This is a genomic window from Gordonia sp. p3-SID1431 (genome assembly GCF_025143765.1).
GTDB classification, from domain to species: Bacteria; Actinomycetota; Actinomycetes; order Mycobacteriales; family Mycobacteriaceae; genus Gordonia; species Gordonia hongkongensis.
Genome location: NZ_JAMBDT010000022.1, coordinates 24,243 through 45,425, shown reverse-complemented (window position 1 = coordinate 45,425; position 21,183 = coordinate 24,243). Strand labels below are relative to the sequence as shown.

The 21,183-nt window shown below is 68.8% G+C and carries 20 protein-coding genes and 1 pseudogene; 6 read left to right on the top strand and 15 right to left on the bottom strand.

Features of this window, described 5'->3' with window-relative positions; translation table 11 throughout:
* Positions 1-42 precede the first annotated feature (42 nt).
* The 5 genes from M4D77_RS08060 to M4D77_RS08040 all read right to left on the bottom strand — a co-directional run bounded on the left by M4D77_RS08060 (position 43) and on the right by M4D77_RS08040 (position 5,795).
* Complete coding sequence (locus tag M4D77_RS08060; protein WP_058249973.1) at positions 43-690, bottom strand: TetR/AcrR family transcriptional regulator; 648 nt, start codon at positions 688-690, stop codon at positions 43-45.
* A gap of 87 nt (positions 691-777) precedes the next feature.
* Entirely contained in the window at positions 778-2,307 is a 1,530-nt protein-coding gene (locus M4D77_RS08055; RefSeq protein WP_068971976.1) for an aldehyde dehydrogenase family protein, read from the bottom strand.
* 192 nt (positions 2,308-2,499) lie between these two features.
* Positions 2,500-3,657, bottom strand: coding sequence for an acetyl-CoA C-acetyltransferase (locus tag M4D77_RS08050; RefSeq protein WP_078112634.1), 1,158 nt, complete (start codon positions 3,655-3,657; stop codon positions 2,500-2,502).
* 37 nt (positions 3,658-3,694) lie between these two features.
* Entirely contained in the window at positions 3,695-4,534 is an 840-nt protein-coding gene (locus M4D77_RS08045) for an SDR family oxidoreductase (RefSeq protein ID WP_058249907.1), read from the bottom strand.
* A gap of 1 nt (position 4,535) precedes the next feature.
* A complete protein-coding gene (locus M4D77_RS08040; RefSeq protein WP_078112635.1) occupies positions 4,536-5,795 on the bottom strand; it encodes an acyl-CoA dehydrogenase family protein in 1,260 nt (419 codons plus the stop codon).
* 42 nt (positions 5,796-5,837) lie between these two features.
* On the opposite strand from M4D77_RS08040, the gene M4D77_RS08035 reads away from it, so the two are divergent.
* From M4D77_RS08035 to M4D77_RS08025, 3 genes and pseudogenes are all read left to right on the top strand, one after another.
* On the top strand, positions 5,838-7,424 hold the full coding sequence (locus tag M4D77_RS08035) for a FadD3 family acyl-CoA ligase (protein ID WP_259935974.1): 1,587 nt from the start codon (positions 5,838-5,840) through the stop codon (positions 7,422-7,424).
* A gap of 100 nt (positions 7,425-7,524) precedes the next feature.
* Complete coding sequence (locus tag M4D77_RS08030) at positions 7,525-7,647, top strand: hypothetical protein (RefSeq protein ID WP_259935973.1); 123 nt, start codon at positions 7,525-7,527, stop codon at positions 7,645-7,647.
* An 85-nt stretch (positions 7,648-7,732) separates the two neighbouring features.
* Positions 7,733-7,960, top strand: a pseudogene (locus M4D77_RS08025) (endonuclease domain-containing protein); the annotation flags it as partial.
* Between the two features lie 92 nt (positions 7,961-8,052).
* On the opposite strand, the gene lysS reads toward M4D77_RS08025, so the two are convergent.
* The 3 genes from lysS to M4D77_RS08010 form a co-directional block, all read right to left on the bottom strand.
* Entirely contained in the window at positions 8,053-9,621 is a 1,569-nt protein-coding gene (gene lysS / locus M4D77_RS08020) for a lysine--tRNA ligase (RefSeq protein ID WP_259935972.1), read from the bottom strand.
* 59 nt (positions 9,622-9,680) lie between these two features.
* The gene (locus tag M4D77_RS08015) at positions 9,681-10,163 is read right to left on the bottom strand and encodes a rhodanese-like domain-containing protein (RefSeq protein WP_226513987.1); all 483 of its coding nucleotides are present in this window, start codon (positions 10,161-10,163) and stop codon (positions 9,681-9,683) included.
* 175 nt (positions 10,164-10,338) lie between these two features.
* Positions 10,339-11,481, bottom strand: a complete 1,143-nt coding sequence (locus M4D77_RS08010; protein ID WP_259935971.1) for an FAD-dependent oxidoreductase — start codon at positions 11,479-11,481, stop codon at positions 10,339-10,341.
* 48 nt (positions 11,482-11,529) lie between these two features.
* Here M4D77_RS08010 and M4D77_RS08005 point away from each other — a divergent pair, with 48 nt between their 5' ends.
* Complete coding sequence (locus M4D77_RS08005) at positions 11,530-12,033, top strand: TetR/AcrR family transcriptional regulator (protein ID WP_259935970.1); 504 nt, start codon at positions 11,530-11,532, stop codon at positions 12,031-12,033.
* A gap of 10 nt (positions 12,034-12,043) precedes the next feature.
* Here the strand turns inward: M4D77_RS08005 and M4D77_RS08000 are convergent, their stop codons facing one another.
* Entirely contained in the window at positions 12,044-13,009 is a 966-nt protein-coding gene (locus tag M4D77_RS08000; RefSeq protein ID WP_259935969.1) for an alpha/beta hydrolase, read from the bottom strand.
* Positions 13,010-13,069: 60 nt separating this feature from the next.
* On the opposite strand from M4D77_RS08000, the gene M4D77_RS07995 reads away from it, so the two are divergent.
* Entirely contained in the window at positions 13,070-13,657 is a 588-nt protein-coding gene (locus M4D77_RS07995) for a TetR/AcrR family transcriptional regulator (protein ID WP_259935968.1), read from the top strand.
* A gap of 201 nt (positions 13,658-13,858) precedes the next feature.
* Here the strand turns inward: M4D77_RS07995 and M4D77_RS07990 are convergent, their stop codons facing one another.
* Genes M4D77_RS07990 through M4D77_RS07975 form a run of 4 tightly spaced genes read right to left on the bottom strand, consistent with a single transcriptional unit; the run spans position 13,859 to position 17,125 of the window.
* Positions 13,859-14,662 (bottom strand): type III pantothenate kinase, encoded by an 804-nt coding sequence (locus M4D77_RS07990; RefSeq protein WP_058249901.1) that lies wholly within the window; start codon positions 14,660-14,662, stop codon positions 13,859-13,861.
* Between the two features lie 17 nt (positions 14,663-14,679).
* Positions 14,680-15,120, bottom strand: coding sequence for an aspartate 1-decarboxylase (panD, locus tag M4D77_RS07985; RefSeq protein WP_058249900.1), 441 nt, complete (start codon positions 15,118-15,120; stop codon positions 14,680-14,682).
* A gap of 2 nt (positions 15,121-15,122) precedes the next feature.
* Positions 15,123-16,070, bottom strand: coding sequence for a pantoate--beta-alanine ligase (panC, locus tag M4D77_RS07980; RefSeq protein ID WP_259935967.1), 948 nt, complete (start codon positions 16,068-16,070; stop codon positions 15,123-15,125).
* Between the two features lie 20 nt (positions 16,071-16,090).
* A complete protein-coding gene (locus M4D77_RS07975; RefSeq protein ID WP_259935966.1) occupies positions 16,091-17,125 on the bottom strand; it encodes a Rossmann-like and DUF2520 domain-containing protein in 1,035 nt (344 codons plus the stop codon).
* A gap of 312 nt (positions 17,126-17,437) precedes the next feature.
* On the opposite strand from M4D77_RS07975, the gene M4D77_RS07970 reads away from it, so the two are divergent.
* Positions 17,438-18,850 carry a serine/threonine-protein kinase gene (locus M4D77_RS07970; protein ID WP_259935965.1) on the top strand — a complete coding sequence of 471 codons (1,413 nt, stop codon included), beginning with the start codon at positions 17,438-17,440 and terminating at the stop codon, positions 18,848-18,850.
* 26 nt (positions 18,851-18,876) lie between these two features.
* On the opposite strand, the gene M4D77_RS07965 is transcribed toward M4D77_RS07970, so the two are convergent.
* Both M4D77_RS07965 and M4D77_RS07960 read right to left on the bottom strand, forming a co-directional pair.
* A complete protein-coding gene (locus tag M4D77_RS07965) occupies positions 18,877-19,662 on the bottom strand; it encodes a hypothetical protein (protein WP_259935964.1) in 786 nt (261 codons plus the stop codon).
* 124 nt (positions 19,663-19,786) lie between these two features.
* Entirely contained in the window at positions 19,787-21,139 is a 1,353-nt protein-coding gene (locus tag M4D77_RS07960; protein WP_259935963.1) for a DUF6779 domain-containing protein, read from the bottom strand.
* Positions 21,140-21,183: the final 44 nt, after the last annotated feature.

The window sequence follows — 21,183 nt, the reverse complement described above, 5'->3', positions numbered from 1 at the left end:
GACGCTGGGAAAGGAAAGCTACCCTAACTTCGACGCGCGTGGTCAGCGCGGCAGGATGCCGTCGAGGACCACCGACAGGTACTGATCGGCGATCGAGTCGACCGTCATCGAGCCCCCGGGCCGATACCACCGCACGGCGACCCACACGGTGTCGCGCATGAAGCGATAGACGAGTTCGACGTCGAGATCGGCCCGGAATTCCCCGTTTTCGACGCCGCGCTGCAACACCGACTGCCACAACTGCCGGAACTCGACGTTCAGTTCGGAGATATAGGCGAAACGTTCCTGGCCCGAGAGACGCTTCGCCTCGTCCTGGTAGATCGCGACCGCGTTGCGTTCGGCATCGATGGACTCGAACGACGCGATGACGAGCCCCCGCAGGGTCTCGGTCGCCGACTTGCTCGACGCCGCGATCTGCCGGTAGCGAGCGAACAGGTCGTCGAGGAAACCCCGCAGGATCTCGTCGACCATCGACTCCTTCGAGTCGAAATGGTGATACAGACTCCCAGAGAGGATTCCGGCCGCGTCGGCGATGTCCCGGACCGTCGTCGAGCGCAGCCCTTGCTCGGCGAACATGCGCCCGGCGGTCGCCAACAACTCGTCCCGGCGCGACGAACGAGTCGGCGCGTCGGCGGTACTCGCAGCGGTCCGGCCGTTCGCGTCGATCCTGGTCTGACCTCGTGGTGACAAGCGCATCCTCCTGGAAGAGTCTGCGCTCACCCTAGCAAGCGCTTGGCCGGGACCGTCGGACGACGATCCCGGCCAAGACGACCGATGTTATGCGCCGAGGCGCTTGCGCACCTTCTTCATGGCGCGGTTGTTGAAGAACTTCCACAGCTTCAGCTGGTTGTTGGTCAGCCTGGTGTCCTTGGGCAGGAACGGTGGCGACATCATCTCGGCAACGCTGACCGGCAGCGTCGAGAACGCGACGGCCCGAGCATGGCTGAAGGTCTCGAAACCGGTGCGGCCGTGATACCCGCCCATTCCGCTGTTACCGACGCCGGCGAACGGCAGTTCGCCACTGAACAGGTGGATGGCGAAGTCGTTGCCGTTGATCGAACCACTGCGGGTGTTGTCGGCCAGCTTCTGGAACCGCTCGTTCTGATCGCCGCACCAGTACATGGTCAGCGGATGCGGGTGCGAGCCGATCTGGCTGATGACCTCGGACAGGTCGCGGTAGGGGTACACGGTCAGCACCGGACCGAAGACCTCGTCCTCCTCGATCTTCATGCCCGCCTTGACGCCGGTGAGCAGCGTCGGCGGAATCTTGCGGCGTTCGGCGTCCGGCAGCGGTTCGCCGCCGGGGATCACCTGACGCTTGGTGGCGCCGAGCTGCTCGGCGTCGTCGATGAGCCCGAGGATCCGCTCGTAGTTCTTCTGGTTGATCGTCGACGTGAACTGCTCGTTGTCGATGATCGTCGGGAAGTTCTCGGTCCACCGCGCGACGACCTTGTCGGTGAACTCGCCGAGCTTGGCCTCGGGGACGAAGACGTAGTCCGGGCACAGGCACACCTGGCCGCCGTTGACCATGCGGGCGTCGGCGAGCATCGTCGCGGCTTTGTCGATGTCGGCGTCGACGTCGACGACGGCCGGGTTCTTGCCGCCGAGTTCGAGGGTGACCGGGATCAGGTTCTTCGCGGCCTCCTGGGCCACCGAAGCACCCACGCCGGGCGAGCCGGTGAAGAACATGTGGTCGACCTTGAGCTTGGCGAAGTCCGATCCCGAGCCGTGCTTGGAGGTGGCGATCGCCAGCTCCTCGATCGAAAAGTAGTTCGGTGCGTGCTTCGCGATCACGTCGGTGGTCTTCGCGGTCACCGACGACGGTCGCATGATGACCCGGTTACCGGCGGCGAACGCCGAACCCGCGGGCACGACCGTCAGCTGCAGCGGGAAGTTCCACGGCCCCATGATGCCGACGACGCCCAGCGGGTCGTGGCGGATGCTCTGCTTGTACCCGAGCAGGCCCTGCACCTTCGCGACCTTCGACTCGGCCATCCACTCCTTGACCCCGCGACGCTGGTGGGCGAGGTCGATCATGCAGCCGGCCACATCGGCGGCGAGCGAGAGCTCGCGCGGGCGGGCACCGAAGTCCTCGGCCAGCGCGGCGGCGATCTCGTCGGCGTTGTCGAGGAGCAGGGCTGCAAGCCGCGTGATGCGGTCGATGCGCGTGTCGGCGTCGGGGATCCCGTCGCGCAGGAACGCCGCGCGCTGGATCTCGACCAGTTCGGTCAAACTATGCGCTTCCGACGAGACGCCACGCGTCGCGCCGGTGGCGCCGGTGCTGGTGTGCTCAGCAGGCTTGGTCATCGAGATCCCCTCAGCTAGGTCGTGCTGCACCTGACGTGCGGCGGTTGGAACGAAATGGTCCGCGTGTGCCACACAATAGTATGCGCCAGATCACACCCGTATGTGGGCACGCCTGTTGTCAGAATGGTACGGCCTCGAGAGGGGAACGTCGAGGGGCGAACTGTGGCCCTCAGGCAGCAGAGGTGGTGACTCTCAGCCGAGCCGCTCGATGATCGTGACGTTGGCGGTCCCGCCGCCCTCGCACATCGTCTGGAGTCCGTAGCGGCCGCCGGTGCGCTCGAGTTCGTTGAGGAGGGTCGCGAACAGCTTGGCGCCGGTGGCGCCGAGGGGGTGACCGAGTGCGATGGCGCCACCGTTGGGGTTGACCTTCGCCGGGTCCGCGCCGGTCTCCTTGAGCCACGCGAGCACGACCGGCGCGAACGCCTCGTTGATCTCGACGACGTCGATGTCGTCGATGGACATGCCGGTCTTGTCGAGGGCGTACTTGGTGGCCGGGATCGGCGCGGAGAGCATCATCACGGGGTCGTCGCCGCGCACGGACAGGTGGTGGATGCGGGCTCGCGGTGTCAGATTGTGTTCCTTCAGCGCGCGTTCGGAGACGACGAGGGTCGCCGACGACCCGTCGGCGATCTGCGAGGCGACGGCCGCGGTGAGCCGGGAACCATCGGCGAGGACCTGCAGGCCGGCCATCTTCTCCATCGAGGTCTCGCGCGGGCATTCGTCGACGACGCAGTCACCAAGGGCGACGTTCTCGTTGTCGAACTTGCCGTCGGCGATCGCTGCCCGGGCCCGCTCGTGCGACTGCAGCGCCCAGCGCTCCATGTCCTCGCGACTGATGTCCCACTTCTTCGCCATCATGTCGGCGCCGAGGAACTGCGAGATCTGCGCGTCGCCGAAACGTTCCTGCCAGCCGGCGGATTCAGCGGTGGGCGTGGTGAATCCGAACTCCTTGCCCGAGATCATCGCCTGCGAGATCGGGATGGCGCTCATGTTCTGCAGGCCGCCGGCGACGACGATGTCCTGGGTTCCGCTCATGATGCCCTGCGCTGCGAAGTGGATGGCCTGCTGGCTGGACCCGCACTGCCGGTCGACGGTGGTGCCGGGCACCTCGAGCGGGAGACCGGCTGCGAGCCAGGCGGTCCGGGCGACGTTGCCCGCCTGGCCACCGATGGCGTCGAGGCAGCCGAACACCACGTCGTCGACGGCCGCGGGGTCGATGCCGGTGCGCTCGACGAGTGCGGAGATGATGTGGGCGCCGAGATCGGCGGGGTGGGTCTTGGCGAGCGAGCCGTTGCGCTTGCCGACCGGGGTGCGGACGGCGTCGACGATGTAGGCCTGGGGTGTGGTCATGGTCGGTGCTCCTTGAATCGGTAGAAGTCGTTGGCGGTCAAGCACGCTGGCTGGAGATCGAGACGACCTCGCCGGTGAGGTAGGTGGTGTAGTCGCTGGCCAGCATCGCAACGGTCGCGGCGACCTCCCAGACCTCGGCCGCGCGCCCGTAGGCCTCTCGGGAGGCGAGTTCGTCGAGGAGGTCGTCGCTCGTGACCTTGGCCAGGAACGGGTGTTTCGCGATCGACGGTGCGATCGCGTTGATGCGCACCCCGACGTCGGCGGCTTCAAGTGCCGAACAGCGGGTCAGGGCCATCACCCCGGCCTTCGCCGCGGCGTAGTGCGCCTGTCCGCGCTGGGCCCGCCAGCCGAGGACAGAGGCGTTGTTGACGATCACGCCGTTGTGCTCGACCGAGCCGAAATACCGCAGGGCTGCGCGGGTGGCGCGGAATGTACCGGTGAGCGTGATGTCGAGGACACGATCCCATTCCTCGTCGGTCATCTCGGCGACCGGGGTCTCGCCGCCGAGCCCGGCATTGTTGACCAGTACGTCGATACGTCCGAGTTCGGTTGCGGCATCGGCGATCAGCGCGTCGACCTCCGCGGTGACCTGCACATTGCAGGTGCGCTGGGTGACCGTGCGCTCCGGGAATTCCGCCGACAGCTTCTCGGCGGCCTCACCGAGGCGTCGTTCATGCCAGTCGCTGATGAGCACATCCGCGCCTTCGAGCAACGCACGCCGGGCCGACGCGAAGCCGATTCCCGTTCCGGCGGCGGCGGTCACCACGACCTTCTTGCCCAGCAGCAGGCCGTGCCCGGCGATCTCGGCAGGCGGTGTGGCCAGCGGCGAGACCGCTCGGCCGGCCGCCCGGGCCCCGTTGACGTCGACTCCGGTCATCTCAGCGTGCCTCTCGGGGTAGGCCGAGCACGCGCTCGGCGATGATGTTGCGCTGCACCTCGTTCGAGCCGCCGTAGATGGTGTCGGCGCGGGTGAACAGGTAGAGCCGTTGCCATTCGTCGAGTTCGACGTTCTCCGGGTCGGCGATGTCGTTGGCCTTGCCTTCGGCGGTCGCGGCCGGCCCGATCAGCGACGGTGCGCCCACGACGTCCATCGCGAGCTCACCGAGGTCGCGATGCCAGTTGGCCCACAACAACTTCGAGACCGAGGCCGCACCCGCTTGCGAGGTCACGTCCCCGTCCAGCGTCCGCTGGGCGTGGGCGCGCATGACCATCAACCCGATATCCGCCCGAGCCAGCCGCGACGCGATCTCCGGGTCGTCCAGCGCCCCGTTGGCTCGCGCGAGATCGGTGAGATTGCCCAGCTCGCGCGCGAATCCGACCTGCTGACCCAGCGTCGACACCCCGCGCTCGAACTGCAGCAGCCCCATCGCCACCTTCCAGCCGTCGCCCGGGTCACCGACGATGAGATCGGCATCGGTTTCCGCGTCGTCGAAGAACACCTCGTTGAATTCCGAAGTGCCGGTGAGCTGTTGGATCGGACGGACGGTGACGCCCGGTTGGTCGAGCGGCACCAGCAGGAAACTCAGTCCGGCATGGCGCGACGATCCCTTCTCGGTACGCGCGATCACGAACACCCATTGCGCCACGTGGGCGAGCGAGGTCCAGATCTTCTGGCCGTTGATGATCCACTTGCCGTCTTCGAGCCGCGCCGACGTGGACACGCCCGCGAGGTCCGATCCGGCGCCCGGCTCGGAGTAGCCCTGCGACCACAATTCGGTGACATCGACGATGCCGGGCAGGAAACGCCGCTTCTGCTCGTCGGTCCCGTAGGCGATGAGCGTGGGGCCCAACAGTTCCTCACCCAGATGATTCACGCGCGCAGGTGCGTTGGCGCGTGCGTACTCGCGATGGAAGATGATGCGCTGTTCGAGCGTCGCACCACGACCGCCGTACTCGACCGGCCAACCGATGCAGGTCCACCCGGCGCGCGCGAGGTGACGATCCCATTCGAGGCGCTCGGCGAAGAACTCGTGTTCGCTGCCCGGCCCCCCACGACCCTTCAGATCGGCGAAGTCGCCGGCGAGGTTCTCGTCGAGCCACGCACGCACCGCGGCCGCGAACTCGGTGGTGGCGTTCGGTGTCGATTTCGCCCATTCACCCAGGTCGACGGCACGATCGGCGAGATTCGTCGTGGTCATGGGCGCTAGCATAACGCACCAAGCAAGTGCTAGGTTGGGCGCATGGCGCAGACCCCACTGCACGAGGTCCTCCCCACGCCCACGACCCCGGCCGCACTGCGCCGGGCGGCGCAGACCTGGCCCGACCGTATCGCTCTCGTCGACGGTCAGTGGCAGTCTTCGACGCATCCGCGCATCGAGTCGACCTGGACCCGTCTCCACGAGTCCGTCCGGGATTTCGCGGCAGCGTTGGTGTCCTCGGGTATCGAGGCCGGCGACCGGGTCGCCATCTGGTCGCCGAACAGCTTCCACTGGCCGATTGCGGCGCTCGGGGTCCACTACGCCGGTGCGACGCTCGTCCCCTTGAACACGCGCTACACCGCGGGCGAGGCGATCGAGATCATCGAACGGTCCGGGGCCCGGGCCGTCGTCGTGTCCGGCGAGTTCCTCGGTGCCGATCATGCGGCCGAGTTGTTGCGCGATCACCGCGCCACGATGCCCGACGTCGTGATCCGGGTGTCGCTCACGGACGACGCCGCCCCGCTCGACGGTGCCGTCGACTGGGATGAGTTCCTCAGTCGGGCGGCAACCCCCGACGCACTCGCCGAAGCCGACCGACGCGCCGATGCCGTCTCCCCCGACGATCTCTCCGACATCCTCTTCACCTCCGGCACGACCGGAAAGTCGAAGGGTGTGCTGGCGACCCACCGGCAGACCCTGACCGGCTCGTACGGCTGGGGCGCGAACGCCGGTCTGGGCCCGGACGACCGCTACCTGATGGTCAACCCGTACTTCCACACCTTCGGGTACAAGGCGGGCATCCTGCCGAGCGTGCTGTTCGGCGTGACCATGCTGCCGCTCGCCGTCTATTCACCGGACCAGGCGATGAAACTCGTGTCCGACGAACGCGCGACGGTCTTCCCGGGCGCGCCCACCATCTTCCAGACCATCCTCGACGACCCGAAGCGCGCCGACCACGATCTCTCGAGCCTGCGCATCGTCATCACCGGCGCGGCGATCGTGCCCGTCGTCCTCGTCGAACGCCTCCAGCACGACCTGGGCGTCGACACCGTCATCACCGCCTACGGCCTGACCGAGGCGAGCGGCTTCGTCTCCACCTGCACCCCCGACGACGACGATGCGACGGTCGCCAACACCTGCGGACGTGCGTTCCCGGGTATGGAGATCACGCTCTCCGACGACGGTGAGGTGCTGGCGCGCGGAGACATGGTGATGGTCGGCTACCTCGACGACCCGGAGGCCACCGCCGCGACGATCGACGCCGACGGGTGGCTGCACACCGGCGACATCGGGACCCTCGACGAACGCGGCAACCTCAAGATCACCGACCGGCTGAAGGACATGTACATCTGCGGCGGGTTCAACGTCTACCCCGCCGAGATCGAGCAGACCCTCGCGCGGCTCGACGGTGTCACCGAGTCCGCGGTCGTCGGCGTGCCCGACGCCCGGCTCGGCGAGGTGGGCCGCGCCTACCTGACGGTCCGCGCGGACGCCGACCTCGACGAGGCGCAGGTCATCGCGTTCGCCAAGGAGCACCTCGCCAACTTCAAGATCCCCCGGTCGGTGGTCTTCGTCGACGAGTTCCCCCGCAACGCGTCGGGCAAGATCCTCAAGCGCAACCTCGCCTGACCCCCGGGATTTCGTAGCGCCAAATGCGCGCTATTCACTTACTGACGCTACGAAATGCGGGGCTGGGAACCGGCCGGACGTGCGGTGCGTCGAAGTGTGTATGACCGACGACCTGCGCGCCATGATCGCTTCCCGCGACGGCGTCTTCACCACGCATCAGGCACACTCGCACGGCGTATCGGCCGACGGCATCGGGTCCGGACCGGACAGTGGGTCCGGGTGACGCGAGGTGTCTTCCGGGTGGCCGATCGGACGGTCGACGAGCGGATGCGGATGCGGCTCGTCGGGGTTCGCCACGCGCGCGGGCGATGCTGGAGGCGATGTCGTCGGGCGCGAGGTCGGAGGCGGAGCGGATCACCGCGAAGCTACTCGACGGCAGCGGGTTCACGGGGTGGTCGGCCAACACGCCGGCGTGTGGCTACGTCCTCGACTTCGCGTTCGAGGCGTCGAAGATCGCCATCGAGATCGATGGGATGGCTTTCCATAGTGACGCCGTCGCATTCCAGCGAGACCGCACCCGACAGAACGACCTCGTCGCCAACGGCTGGACTGTCCTCCGGTTCACCTGGAACACGGAAATCCGTAGCGTAGATGCGGATATAGCGCGTATCCGCGCTACGAAATCCCGTCAGGTGCGGGGTTTCACCAGCGGGAACAGGATGGTGTCGCGGATGCCGAGGCCGGTGAGGGCCATCAGCAGGCGGTCGATGCCCATGCCGGTGCCGGTGGTCGGGGGCATGCCGTACTCCATCGCGGCGAGGAACTCTTCGTCGAGGACCATCGCCTCGTCGTCGCCGGCGGCGGCCAGGCGGGCCTGGTCGGCGAAGCGCTCGCGCTGGATGACGGGGTCGACGAGTTCGGAGTATCCGGTCGCCAACTCGAAGCCGCGTACGTAGAGGTCCCACTTCTCCACCACGCCGATCTGCGACCGGTGCGCGCGGACCAGTGGCGAGGTCTCGACCGGGAAGTCGCGGACGAAGACCGGGCGGTCCAACTTCTCGCCGACCATATGTTCCCAGAGTTCCTCGACGAGCTTGCCGTGGCCGTACCCCTTGTCCTTCGGGATCTCGAGGCCGACGCGCGCCGCGACGGCCAGCAACTGCTCGACGGTGGTCTCGCCGTCGGCACCGGCCGGAACGATCTGCTCGCCCAGCGCCTCCGACAGCGACGGGTACATCTCGAGTGCGGTCCACTCCCCCGAGAGGTCGTAGGTGGAACCGTCCGGCATGGTCGGGGTCTGGGTGCCGAGCGCCGCCTGCGAAACCTCCTGCACGAGTTCGCGGATCATGACGGCGGAGTCGTCGTAGGTGCCGTAGGCCTGATAGGTCTCGAGCATCGCGAACTCCGGCGAGTGCGTGGAGTCGGCACCCTCGTTGCGGAAGTTGCGGTTGATCTCGAAGACGCGCTCGATGCCGCCGACCACACAGCGCTTGAGGAACAGCTCCGGTGCGATGCGCAGGAACAGGTCGATGTCGAAGGCATTGGAGTGCGTGACGAACGGTCGAGCGGCCGCCCCACCGTGCAGGGTCTGCAGCATCGGGGTCTCGACCTCGAGGAAACCCCGACGGCCCAGCGCCGCACGAAGTTCGGCGATCACCGAGATCCGGGTGCGGGCGATGCTGCGCGCCTCCGGGCGCATGATGAGGTCGACGTAGCGCTGCCGGACGCGAGTCTCCTCGTTCATGTCCTTGTGCGCGACGGGCAACGGCCGCAACGACTTCGACGCCATCTGCCAGCCGTCGGCCATCACCGAGAGTTCGCCGGTGCGCGAGCTGATGACCTCGCCCGAGATGAACACGATGTCCCCGAGGTCCACCTCGGACTTCCACCGCGCCAGCGCTTCCTCGCCGACGCCGTTGAAGCTGACCATCGCCTGCAGCTGCGTGCCGTCGCCCTCCTGCAGCGTGGCGAAGCAGAGCTTGCCCTTGTTGCGCAGGAAGATCACGCGTCCGCTCACGCCGACGTGCTGTCCGGTCTCGGTACCGGCCTCGAGGTCGGGGTAGGCCGCGCGGATCTCACCGAGGCTGTGGGTGCGCGGGATGGCGACCGGGTAGGCCTCGCGACCCTCGGCCAGGATCCGCTCACGCTTCTCGCGGCGGATGCGCAACTGCTCGGGCGTCTGCTCGTCGGTCGCTTCGGGGGTGGCGGTGCTGGTCGGGCTGTCACTCACCCCACGCACCCTATCGGGGCCGGTCATCGACTCCAACTCACCGCCTCGCGGTGACCGCGGACACAACCGGGTCGCGCTGGGCGGGTTCAGCTCTCGTGGGCGGAGATGACGGCGAGGTCGTCGGGCCGAATCCGGCCGTTGACCCTTGCCGACCGCATCCGACGGTGCCCGCCGACGACGAACACCGCACCGTGCACCCCGCGCGCCTGCAGGTGCCAGGCGAGCCATTCGGCCTCGTGCCCGTCCTCGCTGACGAGGATCCATCGTGATTCCGGCCGGGCGACGCGCAGTGAGTCCGGGGTGTCCGGCGTGAGCCGGTCGAGAACCTCGACGGCGTCGATTGCCAGGGCCCCGAAAAGTGCGCCGTCGAGCTGACGGCGCCGGTGGGAGCGGACGTCGACGGGGGTGGCACCGGCGGCGACGGCGGACGCGTAGTCCTCGACCCGCAACGACAGCGGCGCAGACGGGGCCGGGGCGACGGTCGGCGGTACAGCGGCAAACACCGAAGCAGGGGCGAACACCGTACCGGCGGAAGAAGGACGAACAGAAGAAGCAACCGAAGCGGTCATGAGAGGGAGTCCTCAGGTGATCGAGATCGAGCGGGGAGCGCGAAGGAGGGCAGCCGCAGACGCGGTACTAGCCCTGACAACACTCCCGACAGCTCGTGATCACGGCGACGAGTATGCCACAGCACACCCGCACCGGCCAGACCTCGACCCGACCGAGGTCGTCACACCGACGTCGTCACACTTCCGGCGGCTGCCACCGCTGCACGCGTCGCATCTGTGCGTTCAGGACGGCGTCGGGCGTCATGCGCAGAGCGAGGTCGCGCGCCCAGACAGCGGGGCCGGCACGCAGTTGCCCGACCCGGCCGATCATCGACGCCTGCCGCGCGATCTGCTGGGTCCGCGGGCGTCGGAGCCGGTCGTAGGTGCGCAACGCCTCGCCGAGGTCAGCGCGGCCGTGCCGGCGTACCAGCGCGGTCAGGGTGGCCGCGTCCTCCATCGCCTGGTTGGCACCTTGACCCAGGTTCGGGGTCATCGCGTGGGCGGCGTCGCCGACGAGAACACTCGAGCACCCCCGGCCCGCTCTGACGAACGTGGGCAGCGGCTTGGCGAGCTCCTCGATCGGCAGGTACCCGACGGTCGCCGGATCGGTGGCGTCGAGCAGCTCCCCGATCGGTCGATGCCAGCCCGAAAACCGTTGCCGCACTGCATCGAGACCGCCCGCCGTGTCGCCCCCGTCATCCGACACCGAGGCGAACCAGTAGACATGCCCGTCAGGGAGCGGCGCAATCCCGAAACGCGCCCCACGTCCGGTCGTCTCGCCGGCCGCGTCGACCGACACCGGGGTCGTCGTGATGGCCCGCCACGCCGAGTAGCCACATCGCCGGACGCCCGGGTCCTCGACGACCGCGGCACGCACCCGGCTGCGCAGACCGTCGGCGCCGACGATCAGGTGGCAGTCACCGATCTCGGTGCCGTCGGACAGTCGCACGAGACCGCGGTCGGGCGCGATGTCGTCGACCCCGGAACCGGTCCTGATGCTTACGACGTCGGCCGCGGCGGCAAGGAGGGCCGCGTGGAGATCGGTGCGGCGGACGACGCGCATGTCGGTCAGCGACGCCGGATCGAACCGACTGAGCCATCGCCCGCCCGGTGTCCGTGTTCCGCTCGTCGGCGGGGTCGGCGCTGCGGCGTCGCCGAGGACCGACCGCATACCCAATGCGTCGAGTGCGCGGACCCCGTTGGCGAAGATGCTCAGGCCGGCACCCCCGCCGCGCACCTCGGGCGCGCGCTCGACGACCGTCACCCGGGCACCCGTCGATGCCAGTCCGACCGCGGTACACAGGCCGGCGATCCCGGCCCCCACCACGACAACCTTCATGAGACTGTTCTCCACATGGAGAAGAAGCTAGCAGATAAACTTCTCCGCGTGGAGAAATCAGTCAACGGGTCGACACGCGATCTGCTGCTCGACACCGGCATCACCCTCATCGGCACCGTCGGGGGCCGGCAGGCGTCCGCGCGTGCGGTCGAAGACGCGTCCGGGATGCCCCACGGGAGCGTTCGGCATCATTTCGGCGGTCAGAGCGGTTTCCTCGCGGCTCTCGTCGAGCATGTGTTCACCGGGGATCGGGCCGCCGAGGGCGAGTCGACCCAGGAGGTGATCGCCCGCTGGCTGGGCAGTGACCGCGTCCGTACCAGGGCTCGGTATGAGCTCATGCTCCTGGCGACACGCGACGAGGACCTGCGACGGGCGATGGTCGGGCACCGTGAGCGCTACGTCGACGGACTCGTCGACGCCGGGCTGCCCCGCACCGAGGCCCGGCAACTGGTCGCCGCGCTCGACGGCCTCGTCCTCGACGCCCTGCTGCGAAACTCCGACGGCACCGACGCCGACCACGATCCCACTCCCCTGCTGCGCGCGTTCCGCTGACGATCCGGGGTCACGTCGTCCCGACGAGTTCGTCGGCCAGCGCACGGAGGTGGTCGGCGAGCTCGTCGACGCCGGGCTGCTCCACCGGGAAGTGCCCGCACCCGGTCAGCAGATGGATGTCGGCGCGCGCCGCGATCCGCCGCGCGAAGCGCACACTGACCTCCGGCGGCGTCCACGAGTCGGCCGCCGGGTGGACCAGCAGCACACGCGGTCCGCGGTACGTCTCCGGGGCAGGCACCTCGTGCGTCATCAGGTCCGCCAGGAACCCCAGCGACACCGACGATCCGGCACCGAGACGGTCGTCGACGCAGGCCCAGGACAGTTCGGGGTCGCGACTCATCGCCGACATCGGCGCCACCCAGCGGATCGGGAACCGCATCCGGGCGAGCACCCCGACGCGGGCGAGCACCGGCATCAGCGGGATCAGTCGCGCGAGCGCCGGCGTACGCGCGACCACTCGACGCGCATCGGGATCCCCGGCCAGATCGAGCAGGCAGGTCGCGACGACCGCGGCCACCCGTCCGGTCCGGCTCGCGACCTCGTAGGCGAGCATCCCACCGAGACTCGCCCCCAGCACGATGAGCGGACGCGGATCGTCGTCGGTCTCGGCCGTCACGAGATCGCAGATCAGGTCGACCCAGTCCTGGTAGCGGACCCTCCCCGGATCCGCCACCCGCGTGCGTCCGTACTGCGGCAGATCGGGGGCGAGGACCTCGAACCCCTCGTTCGCGAGGATCGCGCCCAGCGGCCAGACCAGGGCACTGTGTCCGCCACCGCCGTGCAGCAGCAACACGCGCAGCGGTGCCGCGCTCCGGCGCGCCCGCAGGATGTGGACGTCGACCTCCCCGCACGGCCGGCCGGAGCTCGACGGCCAGGTCCACCAGGTGGATTCGGCCGCGACCCCGGCGGCGACGGAGCGCCAGGGCTCGGGCAGGAAGCGAAGGTAGGATTCGGGGGTTCCGGACCGGCGGATCATGTATCCATCGTCGAACCGGCGGCGGGACTCCACAACTCGCATTCCCCGAGGATCGATCAGATGCGCAAAAGGCCACGGCAGCAACGCTCTTCGTTCACCGTCGACACGATTCTCGAGGCGGCCACTCAGCTTCTGGACACCGAGGGCGCGGAGATGACGACCAACCGCATCGCCGAGAAGGCCGGGGTGTCGGTGGGTTCGATCTACCAGTACTTCGGCGACAAGCAGGCGATCTTCGACGAACTCGCGCTTCGCCATCTCGACGCCGCCGCCGGGGCGATGACGGCCGTCCTCGACGACCACCCGCCCGGTTCGTGCCCGTGGCCGGAGGTGCTGCATGCGGTGATCGAGGTCGCGGTCCGCGAGAACTCGACGCACGGCCGCGCCCATGGGCGGCTGCGCGAACTGGCCGACCCGACACGCCTGGCCACGGAGTACACCACCCTGATCGATTCGCTGATCGACCGGTTGAGCGCTCATCTCGTCGCCGACGGCTGGACGGCGCAGTCCGCGGCAGCTGACCTCCGGCTCGCCTTCGCCGCGGTCGACGCACAGATCCACCAGCTGGCCGGCACCGACCTGACCGCCGGCGAACTGACCGACCGCATCACGGCCTACACCGAGGCAGCACTCCGCGCGCACCGTTGACGCGACGAATCCCCGTGCCGCTGTTCGGTTCGCCTAGTGTCCCGGGTCGGAAATTCGTTTCATGAGTTCGGCGGTCCAGGTGGATGCATCGCGAGGCGGCGGAGGACGCAGCTACTGGATGTACCTGCGACGACGCCAACGAAGCGAGGCGCCGCCTGGGCGTCGCAATCATCAACGAATTTCCGGCGCGGGACACTAGATCTACTTCCCGCGACGCGGATTCGCCTTGGCCCGTTCGTGGACCAGACGTAGACCATCCAGGGTCAGGTGCGGGTGATGATCGGTGAGGGAACGACATTCGTCGAACATCAGCGGGGCGAGAAATCCGGTGGCGACCACTGTCACGTCGTCGCCGTCGAATCCCGGGACGGTGTCGCAGACGCGGTCGACCAACCCGTCCACCTGACCGGCGAAGCCGTACAGGATGCCGGACTGCAACGCTTCGACGGTGTTCTTGCCGAGCACGCTGCGGGGCGGCATCAACTCGACCTTGCGCATGGTCACGGTGTGCTCCGACAGCGCCTCGACCGCGAGGTTGACGCCCGGTGCGATGGCCCCGCCGAGGAACTCGCCCGTCGCCGAGACCGCGTCGACGACCGTTGCGGTACCGAACGCGACCACGATGCAGGGCCCGCCGAATTCCGTATGCGCGGCAAGGCAATTGGCGACCCGGTCGGTGCCGACCTCTTTCGGGTTGTCGACCAGGAGGGGAACCCCGGTCCGCACACCCGGTTCGAGCAGCACGTGTGGCCCGTTGCCGAAGTAGCGCGGCACCATCACGCGCAGTTCGCGCAGGAGCGACGGAACCGTCGACAGCGCACTCACCCCGGTCACCTGCTCGATGTCGTCGCCGAGCATGCCGCGGAACGCCCACGCCAGTTCGTCGGCGGTGTAATGCGGGTCGGTGTGGATTCGCCAATCACGCACCAGGCGCGCGTGATCCCCGACCCCGGCGTACACGCCGAGATGGATGTTGGTGTTGCCGACGTCGACGGTGAGCAGCATCGAAGGTCGTCGCCGCGTCAGAGCGAGGCGTCGGCGAAGACCGGACCATCGAGGTGACGCGGGTCGAGCAGACCCGACCCCGCGGGTACGTCGGCCGGATCGTCGCCCGTGGTCACGATGCGGTTCTGCGCGTCGACGAACACCACGTTCGGCGAGTACTCACGCAGCTCGGCCGCATCGAGCATGCTGTAGGCGATGATGATGACGAGATCGCCCGGGTGGACGAGATGCGCTGCCGCACCGTTGATCCCGATGACACCGCTGCCACGCTCGCCGGCGATCGCGTAGGTCACCAGCCGGGCGCCGTTGTCGATGTCGACGATCGTGACCTGCTCACCCTCGAGCAGGCCCGCGGCGTCGAGCAGATCGGAGTCGATGGTCACCGAGCCGACGTAGTGCAGGTCGGCCTGGGTCACGGTGGCGCGGTGGATCTTCGAGGTCATCATGGTGCGCAACATGGTCATCGTCCCTCTGTCGTGGTTGTGGTGGCATTGGTCCAGGCGATTTCTTCTTCGAGCGCGGCGACGCCGCCGACCGTCACGCCGACGTTGTCGATCAGGCGAGCGCCGCCGAGCCGGGCCGCGACGAGCAGCCGTCCCGCGCCCTTCTCCGGCGGCTCCTCGAGCTGACGCCCGCGCAGGTCCAGGTAGTCGACCTCGATCTCCGGGACCGAGGCGAGCACCGACCGTGCGGCGGCGAGAATGGCATCGCGTCCGCCTTCAGCCGCATGGGCCCCCGCGACGAGCGACGCCGAGAGCGTCGTCGCCAGCTCCCGCTGCTCCGGGGTGAGGTAGCGGTTGCGTGACGACATCGCCAGCCCGTCGGACTCGCGGACGGTCGGGACGCCGACGATGTCGACGTCGAGGTTCAGGTCGGTCACCATCTGCTTGATGAGCACCAGCTGCTGATAGTCCTTCTCACCGAAGAACGCCGCATTGGGTCCGACGATGTTGAGCAGCTTGAGGACCACCGTCAGCATTCCGGCGAAGTGTGTCGGCCGCGAGATCCCGTCGAGGATTCCACCCGCCTCGCCCGGGTGCACCGTCGTCCGCGGACCGTTCGGGTACATCGACGACGCGGACGGCGCGAACACCAGCTCGACGCCCAGCGGCTCGAGGAGCGCGAGGTCGGCGTCGAGGGTGCGCGGGTAGGCGTCGAGGTCCTCGCCGGCGCCGAACTGCAACGGGTTGACGAAGATGGACACCACCACCACGGTGTTGCCCTTCGCCTTGGCGGCGCGGACGAGCTGCAGATGACCGGCGTGCAGGGCACCCATGGTCGGGACGAGCACGACACGCTTACCCGCGGCGCGCAGCGCACGGGTGACGCGGCTCAGCGACGCCGGCTCCCGATGCACGGTCATCTTCCCGGCCGAGTAGGTGGGCTGTTCGTCGGACGGGCCGCTCACGCCGTCTCCTCCGCTTGATGTCATCGGTCCTCCAATGCGTCGATCAACGCCTGCGGCGCGTCGCTCTGATCCGCGGCGCGCCGGGCGAGTGTGCGGTACGCGTCGGCGATGCCGTGCGGTCCCGGGCCGGCGGGGACGGTGCGCAGGGCCGCGAGGTGTCGGGCGACCGCGGCCGCGTCACCGCGGGCGACGGGGCCGGTCAGCGCCGACGGGCCGAGCTCCAGCACATTCCGCAACGACGCCGCCGCCAACGGCCCGAGGATGCGTTCGGCGAGGCGGTTGCCATGTCCGTCGACGGTCGCCGTGTCGCGGCCGGAGTGGTCGATGGCGGCGTTGAGTGCGAGGACCGCGTCGGAGATCAGGGCGATCAGATGGTTGGCGCCGTGGGCGAGCGCGGCGTGGTACAGCGTGCGATCGGCCTCGGCGATCCGCACCGGATCACCGCCCATTTCCAGCACCAGCGACGACGCGATGGCCTCGCCGACGGCGTCGGCAGCGGTGATGGCGAAACAGGCGTTGGTGAGGCGTGCGGTGTCATCCTCCGAACCCACGAACGTCATCGCTGGGTGCAGCGCGATTCCGAGTGCACCACGGTCGGTCAGCGGTTGCAGCACGGCCACCCCGTGCGCGCCCGCGGTGTGCGCGACGATCGTCCCCGGACGGAGCGAGTCGGACGCCGCGATCTCGTCGACCACAGGGGCGAGCTCGGAGTCGGGCACGCTGACCAGCAGCAACTCGGATCGCGCGACGACCGTGTCGAGGTCGAGGACCTCGGAATCGGGGAGTCGACTCACCGCGCGGGCCCGGGACTCGGGCGACCGCGCCACCACGGCTCCGACCACGTGCCCGGCCTTCTCCAGCGCCTCGCCCAGAGCCGTCCCGACGCGGCCGGCGGACACGAGGCCGACGGTGAGGCGAGCGGGCGTCGGCAGATTCGTCATGCCGGGAAAAGGTTCGGTGAGACCGGAACGGAGGTGCGAGCCATCGCCGAAGGCGTCATCGCCACCGGTTCGCCGTGCAGACGGCATACCGGCATCACCGCTCGGTGAGGTCACCGCTGTCCTCCAGAGTGTCGTTCCAGTCCCGCCTCCGCCGACACTTCCGTCGCATGAGCGGACTCATCGCGGCGGGGTCGGCACGGGTACCAGACGTTGCAGAGCAAGAGTAGGTCCGACACCGCGGCCGGTGCCAACGTCTGTGACAGGTGTCACCTCGTGGGCGGCCGGTCGATCCGCCGGTCGTGCCGACCGATCCACCGAACCACCGGTGACCTGCGCCGACGCGGCGTAGTCTGAGACAGCCGCAGTCCGCCCAGGATTGCCGGCCCGGACGACATCGACACACCCGCGCACACGAAGGTCCCGCCCATGAGCTTGGAACCGGGCACAGAGTTCGCCGGTTACCGGGTCGTGCGCAGGATCGGTGCGGGCGGGATGGGTGAGGTGTACCTCGTCCGCCATCCCCGGCTCCCGCGCCATGACGTGATCAAGGTCCTCGCCGAGCAGGTGTCGAACGATCCGATCTTCCGAGCCCGGTTCACCCGCGAGGCCGACCTCGCCGCCCAGCTGGACCACCCGTGCATCGTCAGTGTCTACGACCGGGGCGAAGTGGACGGACGACTCTGGATCTCGATGCAGTACGTGCCCGGCACGGACGCCGCGGCATTGCTCGCCACCAGCCCCGGCGGGCTCCCGCTCGCCGACGTCGCGGCCGTGGGCGACGCGATCGGCGCGGCGCTCGATCACGCGCACCGCTCCGGACTGCTCCACCGCGACGTCAAACCGGCGAACATCCTGATCAGCCCCGGGGAGTCCGATCCGCGACTCCCCCAGCACGTCACGCGTCGGCGTATCCGGCTGGCGGACTTCGGGATAGCGCGCCCGACCGACGGTGGTGCCACCTCGCTCACCTCGACGGATCTCGTCATCGGCTCATTCCCCTATTCGTCACCCGAACAGCTCTCGGCCGAGACCCTCGATGCCCGCAGCGACGTCTACTCACTGGCCTGCAGCGTCTTCGAATTGATCGCGGGCACAGTGCCGTTCACCGCACGGACCCCCGCCATGATGATCCACCACCACCTCAGCACCCCGCCCCCGGAGCTGGCCGACCTCCGTCCCGACGTGCCGAGGGCGGTGTCCGACGTGGTGCGCTCCGGTCTCGCGAAGAACCGGACAGACCGTCCGTCGTCGGCGGGCGCCTTTGCCGCCGAGCTCCGTTCGGCGATCGACTCGACGGTCTTCGCCCCGGCGCCACCGCGGCCGGAGCGCACCGTGCGCGGCCACGCCGCGGCGGCACCGATGTCCGGTCCACCGATGTCCCGACCCGCACCGCGGGCGCTGCCCCCGACCGCCTTCGCACCCACTGCTGCGATCCCGGTCGCCGGTGCCACCCGGCCGGGGGACGACGGCTCTCGGCCCACCATCGCACGGGGCGCGACGGCATACTCCGGACTTCCCGGACACGCTGTCCCCCAGCATGATCCCGGGTCGTCGACGGTCCGCGCCTCGCGCGATCTACCGGTGCTGGACCCACCTCGGCCCGGCCCGGGTGCGACCCGGCGGACCACCGCGTCGCTCGCATGCGGTGTGGCGGCGATCCCGTTGAGCGTCGTCGGCGGACTGGGCCTGCCGGTCGGCGTGGCCGGCTGGTATCTCGCCGGCCGTGGTCAGCCGGGTTCGGCCGGGCGGTTCGCCCGCATGCTGTGCGTCTTGGGCGTCGTGCTGAGCCTGGGGTTCATCGCGTTCACCGTCGGACGCGCCGTGGCGATGCAGTTCTGACTTCGACGTCGTCGCAACGGATTTCGTCAGCGCCAGCTCCCCGGCCGGGACTTCTGCGGCTCACGCGCCTGCCTGGACAACGCGCCGAACACGGCGTCGACCACCCACAGGGTCAGGATCCCCGCCACGATGTCGACCACGTCGTCGAACGGTGAACGGAATCTCGGCGAGAACGGGTCCAGTACCTGCGAGGCCGGGACGTCGAGGAGTCTCCCGGTGCCGTCGACGATCGCGTCGACCGGGTTCGACGCCCAGCCCTCGTACGCGTTGATCGCCAGCAGCATGATGACCGGAATGGCCAGCACCCACCAGAATCCACGACGACGCGCGACCGACCACGCCACGATCAGCATCACGACGAAGGCGGGCATGTGCTCCGAACAGAACGTGAGAACGGGGTAGTCTCCCGATCGCACCAGGACCGGGACCTGACCACCCCAGAATCCGAGTGCCCCGACCGCGCCGATCACCACCGCGATCCCCGACCGCAACGGGTTACGAGCCCAGATCCCCAGCACGAGAACCATGTACAGCGGCATCAGAGCCGTCAGCGACCAGATGAGCAACAGGCTCGCCTCGGGACCGTTGGCCTGGAGGTTCGCGTGGTACTCGGGGAACGGGGTGCCGTCGAGCGGGTCGAAGGTGAAGAGCCACAACACCGTCGGCCACCACGCGATGACCGGCAGGAACACCGCGGTGCTCACCAGCGACTGCTTGACCGCGTTCCCGCGCTCGGTGTGGCGGATCGCGGCCATCGACGGATCGGACCCCGGCCCGAGACCGAACTCCCCACCCGCGAGCGTCTCGCTCATACGGGAATACTAGGGCGATCGTCCAACTCGTATCGGCGAATCCGCGGCAACGCCGCAGATGCACCCGGACGGATGACAGGGGCATCGGACCGCGACCCGGCAGCGTCGCAAGCGGCCGGGCGGATCAGCCGTTCCGTCGGCGCCGTCCGCCGCCGGTGGACTCCGTCTGTGACCGCAGCTGGCTCAGGAGTTCGGAGACGGGCAACCCCGCCGAGTGTGCCGATTCCGCGTCGTCGGCAACCGCACGGCGTCGACGACCACCGCCGAAGGACTCCGCGGGCCGACCGCCCGGCTGATTCTCGTGTCGTCCAGCGGACCCGAGGAAGGGCGGGGGCTCCACGTCGTCGGAAGCATCCGCGACGCCCGGGGTCTCATCGCTCTCGGGTGCTTCGCCCGACGCCGCCCGGGTCGACCATTCGTCGGTCGGGGTGTCGTCGGTGTAGAGCGGTTGATTCGCGTCCGCGACCGGCGACTGCGATCCCGGGCCTCGGGTATCCGCCGCGTCGGTGTCGTTCCCGAGGTAGAAGCCCCCGGAGAACGGCAATGACGCGGACTCTCCGGCGCCGGTCGACGCACCGTCCGCACCCGAGGTCTCGGCGCCTGCGGAGGCCTCCGGGCCGTCGGCGTGATCGGTGTCGACGATCTCGGCGTCGGAGACGTCTGAGTCGGACGTCCTCCCGGACGTCCCCGTCGCGGCAGAGGGTTCGGCCGGCGCGCTCGTCGCCGCGGGCTCGTCGGGCGATACCTCGGTGGCGATGCGGCCCGAGATCGGGTCGTCGGTGACGACCGGGATCACCTCGGTCATCTCGTTGGGATCGACCGGTCCCGTATGCCTGCCGTCGTCCGCGGTCGGAGCCGTCGCCGCGAAGTCGCGCGCGGCGAGCACCCCGTCGTCGGCGTAGGTGGCGCCGTAGGACGACACGCCACCGATATCACCGGAGAAGCCACCGCCGTAGGGTGCACCGGATCGACGACCCGCGCGTGATTCGTCGTTCAGGCCCGAGGCCAGTTCGCGCATCTTCTCACTCGACAGGGCGACCCGCTGATCCGGCAGCGGTTCACCGAGGAGCATCTCCAGGCTGGAACGCAACGCCAGCACCTGGGCCTTGAGCTCGGAGAGTTCTTCGTTCGACTCGGCGGTGACCTCTTTGCGGATGGTCGTCTCGACATCGAGTTCGTACTGCCGACGCGCGGCGATCTCGCGTTCCAGCTGCAATTCGTAGACCAACCGGAGGTCACGGCTCTTCGCCTCGGCGCTCTCGGCCTGTCGACGGAACTTCGTCACCAGGATCGCGCCGATGACGGCCGCCCACAACGCCGCGATGACTGCCAGCGAGCCGGTGATCGACAGCCTGTCGGTGAAGACCATCAGGATGCTGGCGATCAATGCGAGCACGATCAAGAGGCCGAGCAACCACTGAGCCGTCGACCGACTCGAGCGGCGCGAGTCGGCGGCACGGCCGTTCGAGGTCGTCATGATCGTGAATTTACCCGCTGTGAGTGCATTCGGACCGCAGGCGG